Below are 16,728 nucleotides of genomic sequence, written 5' to 3' on the forward strand. Positions count from 1 at the left end.
GGTGTTCAATGACATAGGACCACTCGAGCTGGTGACGATCATTGTGCTCGCCGTGCTCGTCTTCGGTCCGGACAAGCTCCCGAAGGTCATCCAGGACGTCATGCGGACCATCCGCAAGATCCGGGAGTTCTCCGAGAGCGCCAAGGCGGACATCCGCCAGGAACTGGGCCCGGAGTTCAAGGATTTCGAATTCGAGGACCTCAACCCCAAGACGTTCATCCGCAAGCACATCGACGGTGACGAACTGGGGCTCAAGGAGATCCGCAACGGCTTCGACCTGAAGAAGGAGATGGCCGAGGTCACGGACGCGGTGCACAGCCGCGAGACCGACTCGCCCTCTTCTGGGAGCGGCCGGATCGACATGACCAAGAAGCCCGAGGAGCCCGGCAAGGACGACCGTCCGCCGTTCGACGCGGACGCCACCTGAGCCTCCTCACCCACCTGGACCTGAGCGGCGTACGTGACGCGTTTCATAGCGCGTGTGCGCCGCTCAGGCGTCTTTCACGGCTTGAACCCGCCGCCCGTGCGACCCACGCACCGGGCGGTTTCGCTGCTGGTCCCGGCGAGGTGGATATGCTGCCGAGTTGTTGTGCGGACCGGACGAGTGCGCCCGAAGGGGGGCGGGCCGCCCCGGACCGACTGGAGCAAGGAGGCGTCCGGGCAGATGGAGACGACAAGTCGGGTGGGCGGACAGACACCGGTCGCGGAGAACGGACAGCAGGTCCCCTCCGCCCGTCGTACGGTCGACGGCTACCTGCTGGCGACCTTCCCCTGGTACGGCCTCGACGAGGCGTTCACGGGGCCGCGCTGGCTGATGCAGGTGGGTGCGGCGGCCGACGGCGCGGTGGAACACGGTTCGATCGGACACGGCGACGAGCCGTCCGTACGCAATGAGCACCTCGCCTCGTCGGTCGGCGAGCCGAGGGAGAAGTTCGCGGTGGTCGTGACGGTGGCGGCCAGCCCGTCCCGGCGGAGCGCCGACGGCACGGGCCTGCTGGAGGCCACGACGGTGTCGTCCGCCGCCTGGCTGGCGGGCGTCGGCCTGCTGTCCTTCACCTGGCCGGGCCAGATGGACCACAGCCTCCGGGACGACTGGCTGGAGCAGCAGACCGAGACGGCCTGGGAACTGGCCGACGACCTCGTGGGCGACGCCTGGTCGACCCTGTCCCTCCCGGTCGACGGCGTGCCCACCCCCTTCCACTACCGGGAGTCCGAGTTCGGCTGGGTCCTGGCCGGCTCCACGTCGCAAGGGGTCCACCTGGGCGCGTACGGCCGCGGGATGAGCGCGTACGGGCTCGGCTTCGCGATGATCAAGGACATCGAGGCGTACGCCTGACGGGACCGCCGCGTCCACGACCGGTGACCCGGGCCTGGGCCCGTCCTAGTGGCGGGCCTTGGCCAGGGTCGTCACGATGGTCACGATCACCGCCATCTGGGCGAAGAGCCACGCGACCTGACCCGACAGGCCGCGCAGCTGGTAGATCGACTGCAGCAGCGCGAAACGGCTCGGCCAGTACTGCTGCTCCTTGCGGAACGTCGCCAGGTCCATGGAGATGCTGGTGAGGGTCAGCACGGTGAGCATGAGCACCGAGTACAGGAGCAGCGGGACGAAGTCCGTGTCCGTGAACTGGATGAGCAGGGCGGTCAGACAGGCCGGGACGGCGTAGGCGAACGTCAGGCTCCACGCGCGCAGGGGGCTGCCGCCGCCCGGCAGCAGGCGCCAGAGCGCGCCCAGCACGAATCCGGCACCGACCCAGGCCACCTGGTAGGCGACGAAATTGGCGACGACGTTCGGAATCGCGGTGGGTTCGTAGGTGAGCGTCGTCGCGGCCCAGGCCCCGGCGGTGTTGAGATACAGCAGGGCGGCGCTGGCCGGGAGCCCGAACCAGAAGGCCAGGCGGGCCGCGCGCATGGCGTTGGACCACCAGTGAGCCTGCGGCCCCCAGGCCAGGGCGACCCCCAGGACGGAAAGGTGCTCGGGCGGCTTCTTGCCCTCGCAGCCGTCGACCAGCCACTGGCGCAGCCCGCGCAGTTTCCCCTCCAGCTCCGCACCGGTGACCGCGCCGCCCCGCCCCTGGTCCAGCAACCGCTGCTGATGGTTGACGCCGCGGTACTCGCGGGCCTTTTCCAGCAACTCGCCGCGACGCTTTCCCGTGCTCAGCCGGTTCGGGTAGAAGTGATCTCCGAGCCGGCTCAGCACCGACCACCGCCGTCCCGCGGCGAGCACCAGGAAGAGCGAGCCGATGTTCAGCACCAGCCACAAGCTCCACTGGGCGGTCGTCCCCGAGATCCTGGCGCCCCTGAGGCCCACGGTGAGGGCGAACACCGCGGCGATCAGCAGGAAGTCGGCCTGGTCCGGCCCCAGGCCCGTGTGCTCGCCCTTCTGGCCGGCGTGATGGCGCTGGGACTTGAAGCGGTGGTGCAGCAGCGCGAAGAGGGCGACCCCGGTCAGGGCCCAGCTGTAGGAGAAGATCCACATCAGGTAGCTGAAGGAGAAGTTCGCCAGGTAGTCGTTGACGTAATGGCCGTGGCTGCGCGTGCCCCTCTGGTCGGTGAGCCAGGCGACGCGCTGCCACTGGTGTTCGTTGACCCACCAGAGGCAGGCGTGCAGACAGCCGGCGATGATCCACAGCGGGATCGAGACGACCGCGACACAGCGGACGGGCGCCCTGTTCCAGGTCTTGACCCAGGCCTTCGGAAGCAGCCGCCCCTCGGACGCGAAACGCCACGCCCATGCGGCCATCGCGGCCAGCCACAGCCACAGTGTCGTCAGACCCATGAGCCCGTAGCCGATCCTGCCGAGGGCTGTCGGCATGGTCGTCTCCGGTGACAGGTCGGGCGGCAGGTCGAAGAGTTCGGGGGCCAGTACCACGAGCATGCCGAGCGCGGCGGTGACCGTGGCGACCCCGATGACCGTGCGTGCCTGGCGGCGCCGGCTCGCCTGCGCCTTGGGGCCGTCGGGCGCCGTCGGTCCCGGGCTCCAGGGACGGGCCACCAGGACCAGGGTCCATCCGGTCACTAGGCAGCCGAGGGTGCGCCATCGCGAGCTGACGTGCGGCTGCGAGAGGACCAGCACCAGGATCACGGCGACCGCCCCGCTCAGCAGCGCCCACTGCAGCAGCGCCCGCGCGGGGTTGTCCGCGCGGCCGCCGTCGGCGGTGACGGCGCCGCCGTCCTGTGCCCCCGGCACGGCGGAACGCTGGTGCCGTGCGGCCAGGGCGATCACGACGGAGGCGCACACCCACCAGGTCGCCACTCCCACCGAACTCCACCGGGAATCGTCGTAGGCCAGGACCCAGGAACGCTTCCAGGGGAGATCGCCCTCGATCGAGATCTTCTCGGGCCGCTCGTACCGCCACACCAGGGTCTTGCCGTCGGAGGAGATCGCTTGTCCGGAATGGTCGATGAAACCGAGGCCGCCCAGATCGGCCTCGACCCGGTACCACGCGATGTTCTGTAGCGCCGACGGGTGCAGGGAAGCCATCCACGTCTGTCCGTGGTCGTTGTCGATGGTCCAGGGCCCGAGCAGAATCGGCGCGTGGCTCTTGATCCAGCCGAAGCAGTCGTACTGCACCTTGACCGTGGTCGCGTCCGCGGTGACGAACGGTTCGTGGTAGAGCCATTCGTCCTTCCGCTGGGAGTTGTCCTGCCCGCGCAATAGGCAACGCATTGCCGTGCGGTAATCCTTGGATTCCTTGTCGGCAGTCAGCTTCCGTGCCAATTCCCAATCGCTTATGGGGACAATGATCGTCATGTACGAGGATACTTTGACGTAGTCCTTGCCGTGCTGGTCGAATCGGATCCGCGCATTCACGCTGCTTGAATCGAGTTCCTTCGTCAGGCAGGTGTCGTGGCCGCCCGACCGTGCAGCCGCCGGTGAAAGCCCCCACCATGTCACTGCCAGAACCACCAACGGCAGCAGTCCGAACCATCGTCTCATCGCCCCGACACCTCCTCATCGGCGAAGTTAGACAGGCGTTCTAGCAGTCACCCCGGGACACGCGACAGCGGTCCGCCCGCCCCACTCCTTCGGCCCGGTCTCCGGAATTGCAGGAAATCTGTCAGTGGCTGATAATGGAATCCGATGACCGTCAACAATTCGACCGTCAACTATTTTGGCGAGGGGTCATGACCGAGACATCGCTGTCCGCTCAGCGGAAACGTTTGCCTCGTTTTGCGGAGGCCGAAGGGCTGGGCCCCGCGGACGCGGAGTTCGTCCGGGATCTCGTGGGCGTACTGGCCAAGCACGGCAATCTCGACCGCTTCGGCCTCTGCCTTCTGCACGACCATTTCCCGCTGGCCGAGGACGAGGTCCTGGTGGAGACCAACGACCCCCGGGCCCGCACGCTGAGCGTCCACGTGGAGAAGGCGGACCGCACCGAGCACGTCAAGGCCTCGCAGTGGCGGTTCGTCCGGCACGCCGAGCGCGCCGGCGGGGGCGGCGCGGAGCCCGACGGCGGTTCCTATGAGGAGATCCTGCTCTGCACGGTGCTGGACCTCTGTCCGGGCAGCGAGGGCGACAGCGAGGGCGACCACGCCCACTGACCGGGACGGCATACGACGAGGGGGCGCCGTCCGTCACGGACGGCGCCCCCTCGTCGTAGCGGCCTCAGAACTTGTTCTTCGGGGTGATCCCCAGGGAGAGGCCCGAGAGGCCGCGCTGGCGGCCGCCCAGCTTTCCGGCGATGGCGCGCAGGGCCGCGCCGGCCGGGCTGTCGGGGTCGGTGAGGACGACCGGCTTGCCCTCGTCGCCGCCTTCGCGCAGGCGGACGTCGATCGGGATGCTGCCGAGGACGGGGACCGTCGCACCGATGGTGCGGGTGAGGCCGGCGGCGACCGTCTGCCCGCCGCCGGTGCCGAAGACGTCGACCATCTCGCCGCAGTGCGGGCAGGGCAGGCCGGACATGTTCTCGACCACGCCGACGATCTTCTGGTGGGTCTGGACCGCGATGGAGCCGGCCCGCTCGGCGACCTCGGCCGCCGCCTGCTGCGGGGTCGTGACGACCAGGATCTCCGCGTTCGGGACCAGCTGGGCGACCGAGATGGCGATGTCACCGGTGCCCGGCGGGAGGTCCAGGAGCAGGACGTCGAGGTCGCCCCAGTAGACGTCCGCGAGGAACTGCTGCAGGGCGCGGTGCAGCATCGGGCCGCGCCAGACCACCGGGGCGTTGCCCTGGATGAACATGCCGATGGAGATGACCTTCACGCCGTTCGCCGACGGCGGCATGATCATGTTCTCGACCTGGGTGGGGCGGCCGTCCGCGCCGAGCATCCGCGGGACGCTGTGGCCGTAGATGTCGGCGTCGACGACACCGACCTTGAGGCCGTCGGCGGCCATCGCCGCGGCGAGGTTGACCGTGACCGAGGACTTGCCGACACCGCCCTTGCCGGAGGCGACCGCGTAGACCCGGGTGAGGTTGCCCGGCTTGGCGAAGGGGACCTCGCGCTCGGTCTGCCCGCCGCGCAGCGCGGAGGCCAGCTCCTTGCGCTGCTCGTCGCTCATCACGTCCAGGGTGACGTCGACGCGGGTGACGCCGTCCACCCGCGAGACCGCCTCGGTCACCCGCTGGGTGATCGTGTCCCGCATGGGGCAGCCGGAGACCGTCAGGTACACGGTGACCGCGACCGCGCCGTCCTCCCCGATCTCCACCGATTTGACCATCCCCAGTTCGGTGATGGGTCGGTTGATCTCCGGGTCGTTCACCGTCGCCAGTGCCTCGCGCACCGCGTCTTCGCTAGCCATACAGACGATGGTACGGCGAGGCACAGGCGCCCTATAACGCCCCTCAGCGGTCGTCTACGTCACGCCCCGCCGACCGTTCTGCCGGGAATACGGCATGTTCGTGATGCCCGTTGCGGTGTTCGTCCATCTCTTTCAACAGGTCCTGCAGCTCGGAACGGATCCAGTCCCGGGTCGCCACCTCGCCCAGACCCATCCGCAGGGCGGCGATCTCCCGGGTCAGGTACTCGGTGTCGGCGATGGACCGTTCGTTCTGCTTGCGGTCCTGTTCCAGGTTGACCCGGTCCCGGTCGTCCTGCCGGTTCTGCGCGAGCAGGATCAGCGGGGCGGCGTAGGACGCCTGGAGGGACAGCGCCAGGGTCAGGAAGATGAACGGGTACTCGTCGAAGCGCAGCCTGCCGGGCGCCGCGATGTTCCACACCACCCAGACGACGACCACGATCGTCATCCAGACGATGAACCGCCCGGTGCCCAGGAACCGCGCGATGCGCTCGGACAGCCGCCCGAAGGCCTCCGGGTCCCACTCGGGCAGCAGCCTGCGCCGCGGCGGGCGGGGCTGGTCCAGCCGCACACCGCGCGGCCGGGTGGCGGCGGTGGCACCGGACGGCGTGCGCTCGCGGCCGCTCTCGCGTTCAGGCGCCATGGCTCCCCGCCCCCTTCTCCGCCGCCGGCTCCTGTGTCCCCTGCTCCTCCTCGTCGAGGTGGAACTCGGTCTCCCGCCAGTCGTCCGGCAGCATGTGGTCGAGGACGTCGTCCACCGTCACCGCGCCCAGCAGCGACCCCGTCTCGTCCACCACGGGCGCCGCGACCATGTCGTACGTGGCGAAGAACCCGGCGATGACCGGGAGCGTGGCCTCGGGGTCGAGCGGTTGCAGGTCGTCGTCGGCGACCAGCGAACTGACCAGGGTGTACGGGGGGTCCCGCAGCAGCCGCTGGAAGTGGACGGTGCCCAGGTACTTGCCGGTCGGGGTCTCGTCGGGCGGACGGCAGACGTAGACCTGGGCGGCGAGGGCCGGGGAGAGGTCGGGGTTGCGGACCCGGGCGAGGGCGTCGGCGACGGTGGCGTCCGGCCGCAGCACGATCGGCTCGGTCGTCATCAGCCCGCCGGCCGTGTGTTCCTCGTACGACATCAGGCGCCGCATCTCGGCCGCGTCGGCCGGCTGCATCAGGCTCAGCAGCCGTTCCTTGTCCGGCTCGGGGAGCTCGGAGAGCAGGTCGGCCGCGTCGTCCGGGTCCATGGCCTCCAGGACGTCCGCCGCCCGCTCCTCCTTCAGCTTGCCGAGGATCTCGATCTGGTCGTCCTCGGGCAGCTCTTCGAGGACGTCGGCCAGCCGGTCGTCGTCCAGCGCGGCGGCCACCTCCGCGCGGCGCTTCGCGGAGAGGTGGTGCAGCACGTTGGCGAGGTCGGCGGGGCGCAGCTGCTCGAAGGTGGCGAGCAGGCTCTCGGCGCCCTGCCCGTGCTCCTCCAGGGAGAACCCGGTGACCTGCGACCACTCGACGGTGAGCGACTCTCCCCTGGTCCGCCGGAACGTTCCCTTCCGTCCCTTGCGGACGAAGACCCGGTCGGCCTCCCACTCCCGGCGGGCCGGCCGCTGCTGCACGCCCAGGTCGAGGACGGTGACCTCTTCGCCGGTGTCGGCCAGCCGGACCCGGCGGTCGAGGAGTTCACCGAAGACCAGGCGCTCGGTGGGGCGCTGCTCGAAGCGGCGGACGTTGAGCACACCGGTGGTGATGACCTGGCCCGACTCGATGCTCGTCACCCGGGTCATGGGCAGGAAGATGCGGCGCCGGGTGGACAGTTCGACGACCAGGCCGAGCAGCCGCGGCGGCTTGCGGCCGACCCGCAGCATCACGACGAGGTCCCTGACGCGGCCCACCTGGTCGCCGTTGGGATCGAAGACGGCGATGCCGGCGAGGTGCGAGACGAAGATCCGGGGAGCGCCGGCTGCCATGGGTTCGCTTCCTTTGCCTACTGAAGTTCCACTTGCTGGATTTCCTGCCCTTTCTGCCCGCTCGATGGGCTTCAGGCTAGCCCGTACCGATCGGATACGCCCTGGTGGGCGGTCCGGACGGACCGGCTCCGCCGGGTGGGCGACACACCGGTACGCTGCGGTACGCCGAGCCGGACCCGACAGAAAGGTGGCCCTGTCCGTGACCGCGATTGCTCCGGGCCGAACCCCTCGTGCCGTGCTGGTGACGGCGGTGTGCGCACTGGCCGTCCTCACGGGATGCAGCGAGGATCCGGACGCGGGGACGAACGGGGTGGGCAAGCTGTCCGCGGACGTGATCCAGTCGAAGACCCGCGCGGCGGCGACGTCGGTGGCGACGGTGCGGATGGCGGGGACGGTGGTCACGAGCGGGCGCACGTACGAGCTGGACATGCGCCTGAACGCGGACGGCGGGACCGGGTCGGTCACCTCGAAGGGGTCGACCTTCCAGCTGGTGCGGGTCGGCAAGACGCTGTATCTGCAGGCCGACGCCGGGTTCTGGAACCACACCGACGGCAGTGACACGGCCGCCGCGGGCAAACTCGACGGCAAGTACGTCAAGGTGCCGCGGAGCGACCCCGCGTACAAGAAGTTCAGCGGCTTCACGGACAAGGACGTTCTCCTCTCGGGCCTGCTGACCCTGCACGGCTCCCTCGCGACCGACGGCCACCACGAGCAGTCCGGCACCCCCACCATCCGCATCACCGGCGACAAGGGATCCGGCGGCACCCTCGACGTCTCCCTGCACGGCAAGCCGTACCCGCTCCGCCTGGAGCGCGGCGGCGGCGCCGGCACCCTCACCTTCTCCGACTGGGGCAAGGACTTCAGCGTGGCCGAGCCGGAAAAGGGCGACACGGTGGACTACGGGAAGCAGCTGCCGACGTCCTAGGAGCGGCGGAGCCGTTCCGGTGGCCGGCCGGTGGTTTCGGCACCGCCGGTGACCGCGGCAGGGGCCGAGCGCCGTCGCGGCGGACCGATGGAACCGGGGGTTGTGAGGCCGACGGGTTTCTGGAATCGGCAGGTCTGTGGGGTCGGCGACTTTCCGGTTTCCGGGGCCGACGGGTCTGTGTGTGGGGTCTGCGGTGTGCGGTGGTGTGTCGGTCGCCTTGATCCCGCCGCGACGGTGATCAGCCGTGACGGTGGTGATCGGCGGTGCCGAACTGGGCGCGACCCTCGGCTATTTGCTCTTTCTCCGTTTGGCGAGCAGGCGCGGGAGGCCCGCCGGGATCGGGTGGCGGGTGGTCGCGGGGGACGGGACGGGTGGTTCGGCGAGGTTTCCCGGAGGTACGGGCAGGAGCGCTCCCGTCGGGGTCAGGCGGAGCACCCGGGACTCCCGGGCCCACCGCTCCGTCATCGCCTCGCCGTCGGGTGCGTTGAGACGCTTGCCCTTGAGCTCCGCGACCGCGGCGTCCCACTCCGGGGTGCCGGCGGACAGTTCCGCGACCGTCGCCGTCCAGGTGACCAGCCGGCCGCCCTTGTCCTTGCTGCGGACGGTGACCTCCGCCGTGCCCCCGTCGGCCAGCCCGGCCAGCGGCTGCTCGGCGCCGTCGCCGACCAGGCACACGCCGCCGTCGGCCCACGCGTGCCACACCGCACGCGCGGCCGGCGCCCCGGCGCCCCGGACCCAGATGAGGCCGGACTTCTTCGTGGCCTCCTCGACGAGGGCCTGGTCGAGCAGCTCGCTTGTCATGGCGCCCACCCTAGAGCCAGCCGTTGCGCTTCAGGGTGCGGTGGATGCCGAGGCAGATGCAGACCGTGATGCCCATGATCACCGGGTAGCCGTACTTCCAGTGGAGCTCCGGCATGTACTTGAAGTTCATGCCGTACACACCGCACACCATCGTCGGTACGGCGATGATCGCGGCCCACGCCGTGATCTTGCGCATGTCCTCGTTCTGCGCCACGGACGCCTGCGCGAGGTTGGCCTGGAGGATGGAGTTGAGGAGTTCGTCGAAGCCGACGACCTGCTCCTGGACGCGGGCGAGGTGGTCGGCGACGTCCCGGAAGTACTTCTGGATGTCCGGGTCGACGAGCCGCATGGGGCGTTCGCTGAGCAGCTGCATCGGGCGGAGCAGGGGCGACACCGCGCGCTTGAACTCCAGCACCTCGCGCTTGAGTTGGTAGATGCGCGCCGAGTCGACGCCTCGGGAGACCCCGCCCCTGCGGCCGGGCGTGAAGACCTCGGTCTCCACCTCGTCGATGTCGTCCTGCACGGCGTCGGCGACCGCGACATAGCCGTCGACCACATGGTCGGCGATGGCGTGCAGCACGGCCGAGGGGCCCTTGGCGAGCAGCTCGGGGTCGTCCTGGAGCCGGTGCCGCAGCGCCCGCAGCGAGCCCTGGCCGCCGTGCCGGACGGTGATGAAGAAGTCCCGGCCGGTGAAGCACATCACCTCGCCGGTCTCCACGACCTCGCTGTTGGCGGTGAGCTGGTCGTGCTCGACGTAGTGGATGGTCTTGAAGACCGTGAAGAGGGAGTCGTCGTAGCGCTCCAGCTTCGGACGCTGGTGGGCCTGGACGGCGTCCTCCACGGCCAGCGGGTGCAGCCCGAACTCGCTCGCGATACCGGCGAATTCGGCCTCGGTCGGCTCGTGCAGACCGATCCACACGAACCCGCCGTCCCGGCGCACCAGGCGCATCGCCTCGTGCGGGGTCAGCGGCTTCGCCGTCTCGACGCGCGCGCCGTCGCGGTACACGGCGCAGTCGACGACGGCCGACGGCGTACCGGGGTCGCGGGTGGTGTCGTACGCGCCGGTGTCCGGGCGCAGGCTCTTGCGGAGCGAGGGACGGGACGGGCGGACCACGGCGCGCAGGTCGCGGATCATCGACATGGGCAGGCTCCTTCGCGACAGGCAGCGAGAGTTCGCCGGCGAACGGGTGGAACTACCCGGAATGGGGACGTCCTGACTGCGGATGTTTGGCACGTCCACAAAGCGGGGAGCACCGCACCGTTGCGGTGGCGACATCGCTACTGATTCGGATCAGACGAACGGATCCAGACAGGCCCGGAGCGGACCGGTCAGAGGGATCAGGCAAGCGAAACGAAGTGCTCTTCCGAACGACAACGCGCACAAGAAGGCGGCAGCCAGCCAGAGAAGAAATCAGAGGCCGGAAGAGCGAGTGGTACTGCACGGGTGACTTCGATCCATGACAGCCCCACCTCCTCCAGCCGGTCCCTCGTAAGGGAGTCCTGTCGGCGTCGGGGGCTTACCGCGACGCTCTGCGTGCTGCCCCGACCACCGCGGCCAGACTAGCAGCAGCCCTCAGTGTCAAGGCGCCGCTTTGCCCGGTACTGACGAGTTCTATGCTCACGACATGGCTGATGTTCTTCCTCTGGTCGAGGCCCGGTTGACCACCACTCTGGGCGAACCGGACGCACGCGCGGCGGTCACCTTCCTGGGTACGGACCCCATCGAGGTGCTCCGTTTCCACGAGGATCTCCAGGGCGAGAACGTCGTCCGCTACGCCACGCTCGGCATGTCCGCGCACCCCATGACGGACCCCACCGTGATGGTCGCGGACCCCGTCGAGGGACCCCGCGCCGAGCTGGTCCTCTCGGTCCGCGCCGGGCTCGCCGAGACCGACAAGGTGCTCCGCGCGCTCGCCGTCCTGGCCGCGTCTCCGCAGGTCGAGGGCCTGGTCGTGGCGCCGGGCGCATCGCTCGACGTCGGTGAGCCGCTGTGGCCGGGGGCGCCCTTCACCTCGGTCCTGGTCGGTGAGCCGGGCGGTCTCGTCGAGGATCTGGAGCTGGACGAGCCGCTCGATCCCGTACGGTTCCTGCCGCTGCTGCCGATGACGCCGAACGAGGCCGCCTGGAAGCGGGTGCACGGCGCGCAGGCCCTCCAGGAGCGCTGGCTCGCGGGCGGGACGGATCTCCGGCACCCGAACCGGAAGTCCGTCCCGCTGGACTGACGGGGCGGGGTGAGCAAGCTCACCAAGCGCCGCCCGGAAGACGTCAGTTGGCAAAGCGTCGGCGGACGTCAGCCGGCGAAGACCGTGACGCCGTCCTCCGTGGCGTGCCGGGGTTCGAGTTCCTCGGCATCGTGGGTGAGGGCGTTCCGTCGTACGAACACCACGACCGCGCCCAGGACGGCGGTGGCCGCCGCCACCACGAACGGGATGTGGATGTCGCTCCACTCCTCGATCTTCGGCGCGAAGTAGGGAGCGGCCGCGGCGGCGAACCAGCGGACGAAGTTGTACCCCGCGCTCGCCACCGGGCGCGGCGCGTCCGACACGCCGAGGGCCAGCTCGGTGTAGACGGTGTTGTTCACGCCGATGAACGCGCCGGACAGGATCGTGCAGACGATCGCGGCGGTGTGGCTGCCGTAGCCGAGGACCAGGACGTCCGCGGCGAGCAGCACGAGCGAGCCGCCCAGCACCTTGAGCGAGCCGAAGCGCCGCTGCATGCGCGGGGCCACGAGCACGGAGAAGACCGCCAGCAGGACGCCCCAGGCGAAGAAGACCGCGCCCGAGCGGTACGGCGTCATGTTCAGCACGAACGGCGTGAAGGCCAGCACGGTGAAGAACGTGTAGTTGTAGAAGAACGCGGAGACGGCGGCGGAGGCGAGGCCGCCGTGGCCCAGCGCCCGGAGCGGATCCAGGATCGACGTCTTGCGGGCGGGCTTCGGCTGTTCCTTCAGGAACGCGGTGATGCACAGGAAGCTGACCGCCATCAGGGTGGCGGTGCCGAAGAAGGGGTAGCGCCAGCTGAGGTTGCCGAGCACCGCGCCGAGCAGGGGGCCGCAGGCCATGCCGAGGCCGAGCGCGGACTCGTAGAGCAGGATCGCGGAGGCGCTGCCGCCGGCCGCCGCGCCGACGATGACCGCGAGGGCCGTCGACACGAACAGGGCGTTGCCGAGACCCCAGCCGGCCCGAAAGCCGACCAGTTGGCCGACCGTGTCGGAGGTGCCCGCGAGTCCGGCGAAGACGACCACGAAGGCGAGGCCGAGCAGCAGGGTCCGGCGGCCGCCGATCCGGCTGGAGACGAAGCCGGTGAGCAGCATCGCCACGGCGGTGATCAGGAAGTACGAGGTGAAGAGCAGGGAGACCTGGCTGGTCGTGGCGTCCAGGCCCTTGGCTATGGAGGGCAGGATCGGGTCGACGAGTCCGATGCCCATGAAGGCGACGACGGACGCGCCGGCCGTCGCCCACACGGCCTTCGGCTGTCGCAGGATGCTGCCCGCTCCGGCGTCGAATGGGTCGTCCATGCGCTTCCTCCGCTTCTCGCTGCGCGCCGATTTGGTTGGCGTATACACATAGTAAGTTAGGGCGGCTAATTAATGCAAGATGCATCTAGTTGCGCCCGGTGAACGGGTCCGTCCGGACGGGTGATCGTCCTTGACGTGGGGGATCCGGGGTAGGACCGTGGGGCCCTATGAGGGGCGAACCCAGTTGCCCGAAGTGTGGTGGCCGGGTCAGGGCTCCCGGACTCTTCGCCGATACCTGGCAGTGCGATGTGCACGGGACCGTGCATCCGGTGCAGCCCGTGATCCCGCCCAGCGTCGAGGCCCTCGGTGTGGTGGTGCACCGCACGCAGGTCCCGGTGTGGATGCCCTGGCCGCTGCCGGTCGGCTGGCTGTTCACGGGGGTGGCGTGCGCCGGTGACGACCGCAGCGGCGGCCGTGCCACCGCCGTCGCCTGCTCCGGACCCGCGCCGCTCGGCGGGATAGGGGAGATGATCCTCGTCGCCGAGGAACTGGGGGTCGGACTCGGAGCGCGGTACGCCGGGATCGACGGACCGGATCCGGGACCGTACATGAGCGTGGAGAAGCCGCCGCAGGCGAAGGTGCTGGCCGCCGGGCGGCCCACACCGCTGTGGCATGTCTCCGGGGCACCGGACGACCGGGCCGTCTTCGCCGGTGAGGCCCGGGGGCTGTGGCTGTGGGCGGTGGTCTGGCCCGAGCAGACCGGGCTGCTGATGTACGACGAACTGGTGCTGACGGATCTGCGGGACGCGGGCGCGGAGGTGGACCTGGTGCCCTGCGGGGCGCTGTCGCCGCGCTTGCTCGAACCGTGAGGGGCTGAGGGGCGCGTTCTCCTGTGCGTCGGCTGTACGGGGTGCTCCCCGCTCCCGGGTGTGACAGGGCACCCTCTGCCGACGGCTATCCTTGACGTGTCCCTACCCGTGCCGTCCCGCTGGAGTCCGCGTCGTGCGCATCGATCTGCACTGCCACTCCACCGCGTCCGACGGTACGGACACCCCGGCCGAGCTGGTGCGCAACGCCGCCGCTGCCGGTCTGGACGTGGTCGCGCTGACCGATCACGACACCACCCGCGGGTACGCCGAGGCCATCGCCGCGCTGCCCGCCGGGCTCACCCTGGTGACCGGGGCCGAGCTGTCCTGTCGTATCGACGGCGTCTCCATGCACATGCTGGCCTACCTCTTCGACCCCGAGGAGCCCGATCTGCTCGCCGAGCGCGAGCTGGTCCGGGACGACCGGGTGCCGCGCGCGCAGGGCATGATCGCCAAGCTGAACGCGCTGGGCGTGCCGGTCACCTGGGAGCAGGTGAAGCGGATCGCCGGCGACGGTTCCGTGGGGCGGCCGCACGTCGCCTCGGCGCTCGTCGAACTCGGTGTCGTGCCGACCGTGAGCGACGCCTTCACCGAGGAGTGGCTGGCCGACGGCGGCCGGGCCTTCGTGGAGAAGCACGAGACCGATCCCTTCGAGGCGATCCGGCTGGTCAAGGGGGCCGGCGGGGTGTGCGTGTTCGCGCACCCGGCGGCCGCCAAGCGCGGGCGCACCGTGCCGGAGTCCGCGATCGCCGAGCTGGCCGCCGCCGGTCTCGACGGCATCGAGGTCGACCACATGGACCACGACGAGGACACCCGCGCACGGCTGCGGGGGTTCGCCGGGGAGCTGGGGCTGCTGGTCACGGGGTCGTCCGACTACCACGGCAGCCGCAAGACGGTGACGCTGGGCGAGTACACCACCCACCCCGAGGTGTACGGCGAGATCACGCGCCGGGCGACCGGGGCGTTCCCGGTGCCGGGGACCGGCGGAGCCTGAGGCTCGGCCCTAGCACCCCACGTCCCTTTCTCCCGCAAGGCTTGCAGCACACCCATGTTCGACGTCGCCGTCTTCGGCTCTCTCTTCCTGACCCTTTTTGTCATCATGGATCCCCCCGGGATCACCCCGATCTTCCTCGCCCTCACCTCCGGCCGGCCCGGCAAGGTGCAGCGGCGGATGGCCTTCCAGGCCGTCTGCGTGGCGGGCGGTGTGATCACCGTCTTCGGGCTGCTGGGGCACCAGATCCTCGACTACCTGCATGTCTCGGTGCCCGCGCTGATGATCGCGGGCGGGCTGCTGCTCCTGCTGATCGCCCTGGACCTGCTCACCGGCAAGAACGACGAGCCGAAGCAGACCAAGGACGTCAATGTGGCCCTGGTGCCGCTGGGCATGCCGCTGCTGGCCGGTCCCGGTGCGATCGTGTCGGTGATCCTCGCCGTGCAGAAGGCCGACAGCGTCGCCACGCAGGTGTCCGTGTGGACCGCGATCCTCGCCATCCATGTCGTGCTGTGGCTGGTGATGCGCTACTCGCTGCTGATCATCCGGCTCATCAAGGACGGCGGCGTGGTCCTGGTGACCCGGCTCGCCGGCATGATGCTCTCCGCGATCGCCGTCCAGCAGATCATCAATGGCGTCACCCAGGTGATCAAGGGGGCGTGAGCCCCGACGGCCGCGGCGGAACGCGGAACCCCCGCACGGCGTCGATGCCGTACGGGGGTTCCGAAGACTGTGCGGTGTTCCGCGCGTCGGTGTGTGGGTGGTGCGTCGCTCGTTACGAAGCCTGGTTCTCGGCCGGTCGGATCCACAGGCGCTGCCCGATGGCGGCGGCCTGCTGCACGATCCTGTTGACGGAGGCGGCGTCCACGACGGTGCAGTCCACGGTGGTGCCGTCGACTTCGTCCAGTCGCCTGATCTCGAAGCGCATCTGCCTCTCCCTTCGTCTGTGTTCCGTCCGAGTCAACGACTTGCGTGTTACAAACATTCCCTACGCTAAAGAAATTTTTCGAACGCCTAATTACCGACCGGTAAGAGTTGCTGAGGAGACTGACCGGGACCGGTTGTGTTCGCAGCGTGACCGCCGGGACAATGGAGGCGATGAACGACGACCTCGCCGCCCTCCAGGCCCGTATCGACCGCACGAACGAGCTGCTCACCCGCATGCTCGCCGAAGTGGCCAAGACGCCCTCGACGCACGCCATCTTCGTGGACGCGGGCTACCTCTACGCGGCCACGGGCCGGCTCGTCGCCGGGACGGAGGACCGCCGCGCCTTCGACCTCGACGCCGAGGGACTCATCGAGGCGCTCATCGACAAGGCCCGCCAGATCTTCGCGGACAGCCGGCTGCTGCGCGTCTACTGGTACGACGGCGCCCGCCGCCGTATCCACACCGCCGAGCAGCAGGCCATCGCCGAGCTGCCCGACGTCAAGGTCCGCCTCGGCAACCTCAACGCCAACAACCAGCAGAAGGGCGTCGACTCCCTGATCCGCACCGACCTGGAGTCACTCGCCCGGCACCGCGCCATCAGCGACGCGGCCCTGCTCGGCGGCGACGAGGACCTGGTCTCCGCGGTCGAGGCCGCCCAGGGCTACGGCGCCCGCGTCCACCTGTGGGGCATCGAGGCCCCCGAGGGCCGCAACCAGGCCGAGCCGCTGCTCTGGGAGGTCGACAGCCAGCGCACCCTCGACCTGGAGTTCTTCAAGCCGTACGTCTCCAGACGCACCGCCCCCGCCTACGAGGCGGGGGCGACCAGGCCCACCCGCGAGAACGTCCGCTTCGTCGGCGCGCAGATCGCCGCGAAGTGGCTCTCCGCGCGCGGCCGTGAGGCCCTCATGGAGCTGCTGCCCGGCCATCCCTATCTGCCCGGCTCCGTCGACCAGGACCTCCTCGTCGAGGCCGAGGGCATGCTCCAGTACTCCCTGCGCGGCCAGGCCGACCTGCGCCGCGCCCTGCGGGACGGCTTCTGGGAGCACCTCCAGACGCAGTACTAGTCCC

General features: G+C 69.8%; 17 protein-coding genes. 9 read left to right on the top strand and 8 right to left on the bottom strand.

Annotation, left to right across the window (positions count from 1 at the left end; translation table 11 throughout):
• The first annotated feature begins 1 nt into the window (after position 1).
• Positions 2-427: a sec-independent translocase gene (locus tag ACIPSJ_RS12705; protein WP_359226465.1), complete on the top strand. Its 426-nt coding sequence runs from the start codon at positions 2-4 to the stop codon at positions 425-427.
• Positions 428-664: 237 nt separating this feature from the next.
• Positions 665-1,336, top strand: a complete 672-nt coding sequence (locus ACIPSJ_RS12710; RefSeq protein WP_359226467.1) for a hypothetical protein — start codon at positions 665-667, stop codon at positions 1,334-1,336.
• 45 nt (positions 1,337-1,381) lie between these two features.
• Here the strand turns inward: ACIPSJ_RS12710 and ACIPSJ_RS12715 are convergent, their stop codons facing one another.
• Positions 1,382-3,940, bottom strand: a complete 2,559-nt coding sequence (locus tag ACIPSJ_RS12715) for a DUF6185 family protein (protein ID WP_401345477.1) — start codon at positions 3,938-3,940, stop codon at positions 1,382-1,384.
• 224 nt (positions 3,941-4,164) lie between these two features.
• Between ACIPSJ_RS12715 and ACIPSJ_RS12720 the strand changes: the two genes are divergently transcribed.
• Positions 4,165-4,545 carry a hypothetical protein gene (locus ACIPSJ_RS12720; protein WP_401345479.1) on the top strand — a complete coding sequence of 127 codons (381 nt, stop codon included), beginning with the start codon at positions 4,165-4,167 and terminating at the stop codon, positions 4,543-4,545.
• A gap of 64 nt (positions 4,546-4,609) precedes the next feature.
• Here ACIPSJ_RS12720 and ACIPSJ_RS12725 read toward each other — a convergent pair whose 3' ends face one another.
• The 3 genes from ACIPSJ_RS12725 to ACIPSJ_RS12735 are packed head-to-tail and all read right to left on the bottom strand — an operon-like array spanning position 4,610 to position 7,692.
• Positions 4,610-5,743 (bottom strand): Mrp/NBP35 family ATP-binding protein, encoded by a 1,134-nt coding sequence (locus tag ACIPSJ_RS12725; RefSeq protein ID WP_401345481.1) that lies wholly within the window; start codon positions 5,741-5,743, stop codon positions 4,610-4,612.
• Positions 5,744-5,786: 43 nt separating this feature from the next.
• Entirely contained in the window at positions 5,787-6,383 is a 597-nt protein-coding gene (locus tag ACIPSJ_RS12730) for a DUF1003 domain-containing protein (protein WP_359226475.1), read from the bottom strand.
• Positions 6,373-7,692 (bottom strand): magnesium transporter MgtE N-terminal domain-containing protein, encoded by a 1,320-nt coding sequence (locus ACIPSJ_RS12735; RefSeq protein ID WP_359226477.1) that lies wholly within the window; start codon positions 7,690-7,692, stop codon positions 6,373-6,375. Before ACIPSJ_RS12735 ends, ACIPSJ_RS12730 begins: the two co-directional genes overlap by 11 nt.
• A 199-nt stretch (positions 7,693-7,891) precedes the next feature.
• Here ACIPSJ_RS12735 and ACIPSJ_RS12740 point away from each other — a divergent pair, with 199 nt between their 5' ends.
• On the top strand, positions 7,892-8,617 hold the full coding sequence (locus ACIPSJ_RS12740) for a hypothetical protein (RefSeq protein ID WP_359226479.1): 726 nt from the start codon (positions 7,892-7,894) through the stop codon (positions 8,615-8,617).
• Positions 8,618-8,905: 288 nt separating this feature from the next.
• Here ACIPSJ_RS12740 and ACIPSJ_RS12745 read toward each other — a convergent pair whose 3' ends face one another.
• Both ACIPSJ_RS12745 and ACIPSJ_RS12750 read right to left on the bottom strand, forming a co-directional pair.
• Positions 8,906-9,418, bottom strand: a complete 513-nt coding sequence (locus ACIPSJ_RS12745; RefSeq protein WP_401345483.1) for a hypothetical protein — start codon at positions 9,416-9,418, stop codon at positions 8,906-8,908.
• Positions 9,419-9,428: 10 nt separating this feature from the next.
• Positions 9,429-10,559 carry a magnesium and cobalt transport protein CorA gene (locus ACIPSJ_RS12750; RefSeq protein WP_401345485.1) on the bottom strand — a complete coding sequence of 377 codons (1,131 nt, stop codon included), beginning with the start codon at positions 10,557-10,559 and terminating at the stop codon, positions 9,429-9,431.
• A 484-nt stretch (positions 10,560-11,043) separates the two neighbouring features.
• On the opposite strand from ACIPSJ_RS12750, the gene ACIPSJ_RS12755 reads away from it, so the two are divergent.
• Entirely contained in the window at positions 11,044-11,640 is a 597-nt protein-coding gene (locus ACIPSJ_RS12755; protein ID WP_401345487.1) for a suppressor of fused domain protein, read from the top strand.
• 68 nt (positions 11,641-11,708) lie between these two features.
• Here ACIPSJ_RS12755 and ACIPSJ_RS12760 read toward each other — a convergent pair whose 3' ends face one another.
• Positions 11,709-12,935, bottom strand: a complete 1,227-nt coding sequence (locus ACIPSJ_RS12760; protein ID WP_401345489.1) for an MFS transporter — start codon at positions 12,933-12,935, stop codon at positions 11,709-11,711.
• Positions 12,936-13,102: 167 nt separating this feature from the next.
• On the opposite strand from ACIPSJ_RS12760, the gene ACIPSJ_RS12765 reads away from it, so the two are divergent.
• The 3 genes from ACIPSJ_RS12765 to ACIPSJ_RS12775 all read left to right on the top strand — a co-directional run bounded on the left by ACIPSJ_RS12765 (position 13,103) and on the right by ACIPSJ_RS12775 (position 15,395).
• On the top strand, positions 13,103-13,744 hold the full coding sequence (locus ACIPSJ_RS12765; RefSeq protein ID WP_189267666.1) for a DUF6758 family protein: 642 nt from the start codon (positions 13,103-13,105) through the stop codon (positions 13,742-13,744).
• Between the two features lie 133 nt (positions 13,745-13,877).
• Positions 13,878-14,735, top strand: a complete 858-nt coding sequence (locus tag ACIPSJ_RS12770) for a PHP domain-containing protein (protein ID WP_359226490.1) — start codon at positions 13,878-13,880, stop codon at positions 14,733-14,735.
• 54 nt (positions 14,736-14,789) lie between these two features.
• On the top strand, positions 14,790-15,395 hold the full coding sequence (locus ACIPSJ_RS12775) for a MarC family protein (RefSeq protein WP_355722849.1): 606 nt from the start codon (positions 14,790-14,792) through the stop codon (positions 15,393-15,395).
• Positions 15,396-15,507: 112 nt separating this feature from the next.
• Here ACIPSJ_RS12775 and ACIPSJ_RS12780 read toward each other — a convergent pair whose 3' ends face one another.
• On the bottom strand, positions 15,508-15,660 hold the full coding sequence (locus tag ACIPSJ_RS12780) for a hypothetical protein (protein WP_351704745.1): 153 nt from the start codon (positions 15,658-15,660) through the stop codon (positions 15,508-15,510).
• Between the two features lie 170 nt (positions 15,661-15,830).
• On the opposite strand from ACIPSJ_RS12780, the gene ACIPSJ_RS12785 reads away from it, so the two are divergent.
• Positions 15,831-16,724, top strand: a complete 894-nt coding sequence (locus ACIPSJ_RS12785; RefSeq protein ID WP_355722853.1) for an NYN domain-containing protein — start codon at positions 15,831-15,833, stop codon at positions 16,722-16,724.
• Positions 16,725-16,728 lie beyond the last annotated feature (4 nt).

The sequence above is a fragment of the Streptomyces sp. NPDC090088 genome, from assembly GCF_044747345.1.
GTDB lineage: Bacteria > Actinomycetota > Actinomycetes > Streptomycetales > Streptomycetaceae > Streptomyces.

Bases quoted from the DNA above. Each gene is read 5' to 3' on its own strand.
- ACIPSJ_RS12710 (WP_359226467.1), top strand. From the start codon at position 665: ATGGAGACGACAAGTCGGGTGGGCGGACAGACACCGGTCGCGGAGAAC.
- ACIPSJ_RS12715 (WP_401345477.1), bottom strand. From the start codon at position 3,940: ATGAGACGATGGTTCGGACTGCTGCCGTTGGTGGTTCTGGCAGTGACA.
- ACIPSJ_RS12725 (WP_401345481.1), bottom strand. From the start codon at position 5,743: ATGGCTAGCGAAGACGCGGTGCGCGAGGCACTGGCGACGGTGAACGAC.
- ACIPSJ_RS12730 (WP_359226475.1), bottom strand. From the start codon at position 6,383: ATGGCGCCTGAACGCGAGAGCGGCCGCGAGCGCACGCCGTCCGGTGCC.
- ACIPSJ_RS12735 (WP_359226477.1), bottom strand. From the start codon at position 7,692: ATGGCAGCCGGCGCTCCCCGGATCTTCGTCTCGCACCTCGCCGGCATC.
- ACIPSJ_RS12745 (WP_401345483.1), bottom strand. From the start codon at position 9,418: ATGACAAGCGAGCTGCTCGACCAGGCCCTCGTCGAGGAGGCCACGAAG.
- ACIPSJ_RS12750 (WP_401345485.1), bottom strand. From the start codon at position 10,559: ATGTCGATGATCCGCGACCTGCGCGCCGTGGTCCGCCCGTCCCGTCCC.
- ACIPSJ_RS12755 (WP_401345487.1), top strand. From the start codon at position 11,044: ATGGCTGATGTTCTTCCTCTGGTCGAGGCCCGGTTGACCACCACTCTG.
- ACIPSJ_RS12760 (WP_401345489.1), bottom strand. From the start codon at position 12,935: ATGGACGACCCATTCGACGCCGGAGCGGGCAGCATCCTGCGACAGCCG.
- ACIPSJ_RS12765 (WP_189267666.1), top strand. From the start codon at position 13,103: ATGAGGGGCGAACCCAGTTGCCCGAAGTGTGGTGGCCGGGTCAGGGCT.
- ACIPSJ_RS12775 (WP_355722849.1), top strand. From the start codon at position 14,790: ATGTTCGACGTCGCCGTCTTCGGCTCTCTCTTCCTGACCCTTTTTGTC.
- ACIPSJ_RS12780 (WP_351704745.1), bottom strand. From the start codon at position 15,660: ATGCGCTTCGAGATCAGGCGACTGGACGAAGTCGACGGCACCACCGTG.
- ACIPSJ_RS12785 (WP_355722853.1), top strand. From the start codon at position 15,831: ATGAACGACGACCTCGCCGCCCTCCAGGCCCGTATCGACCGCACGAAC.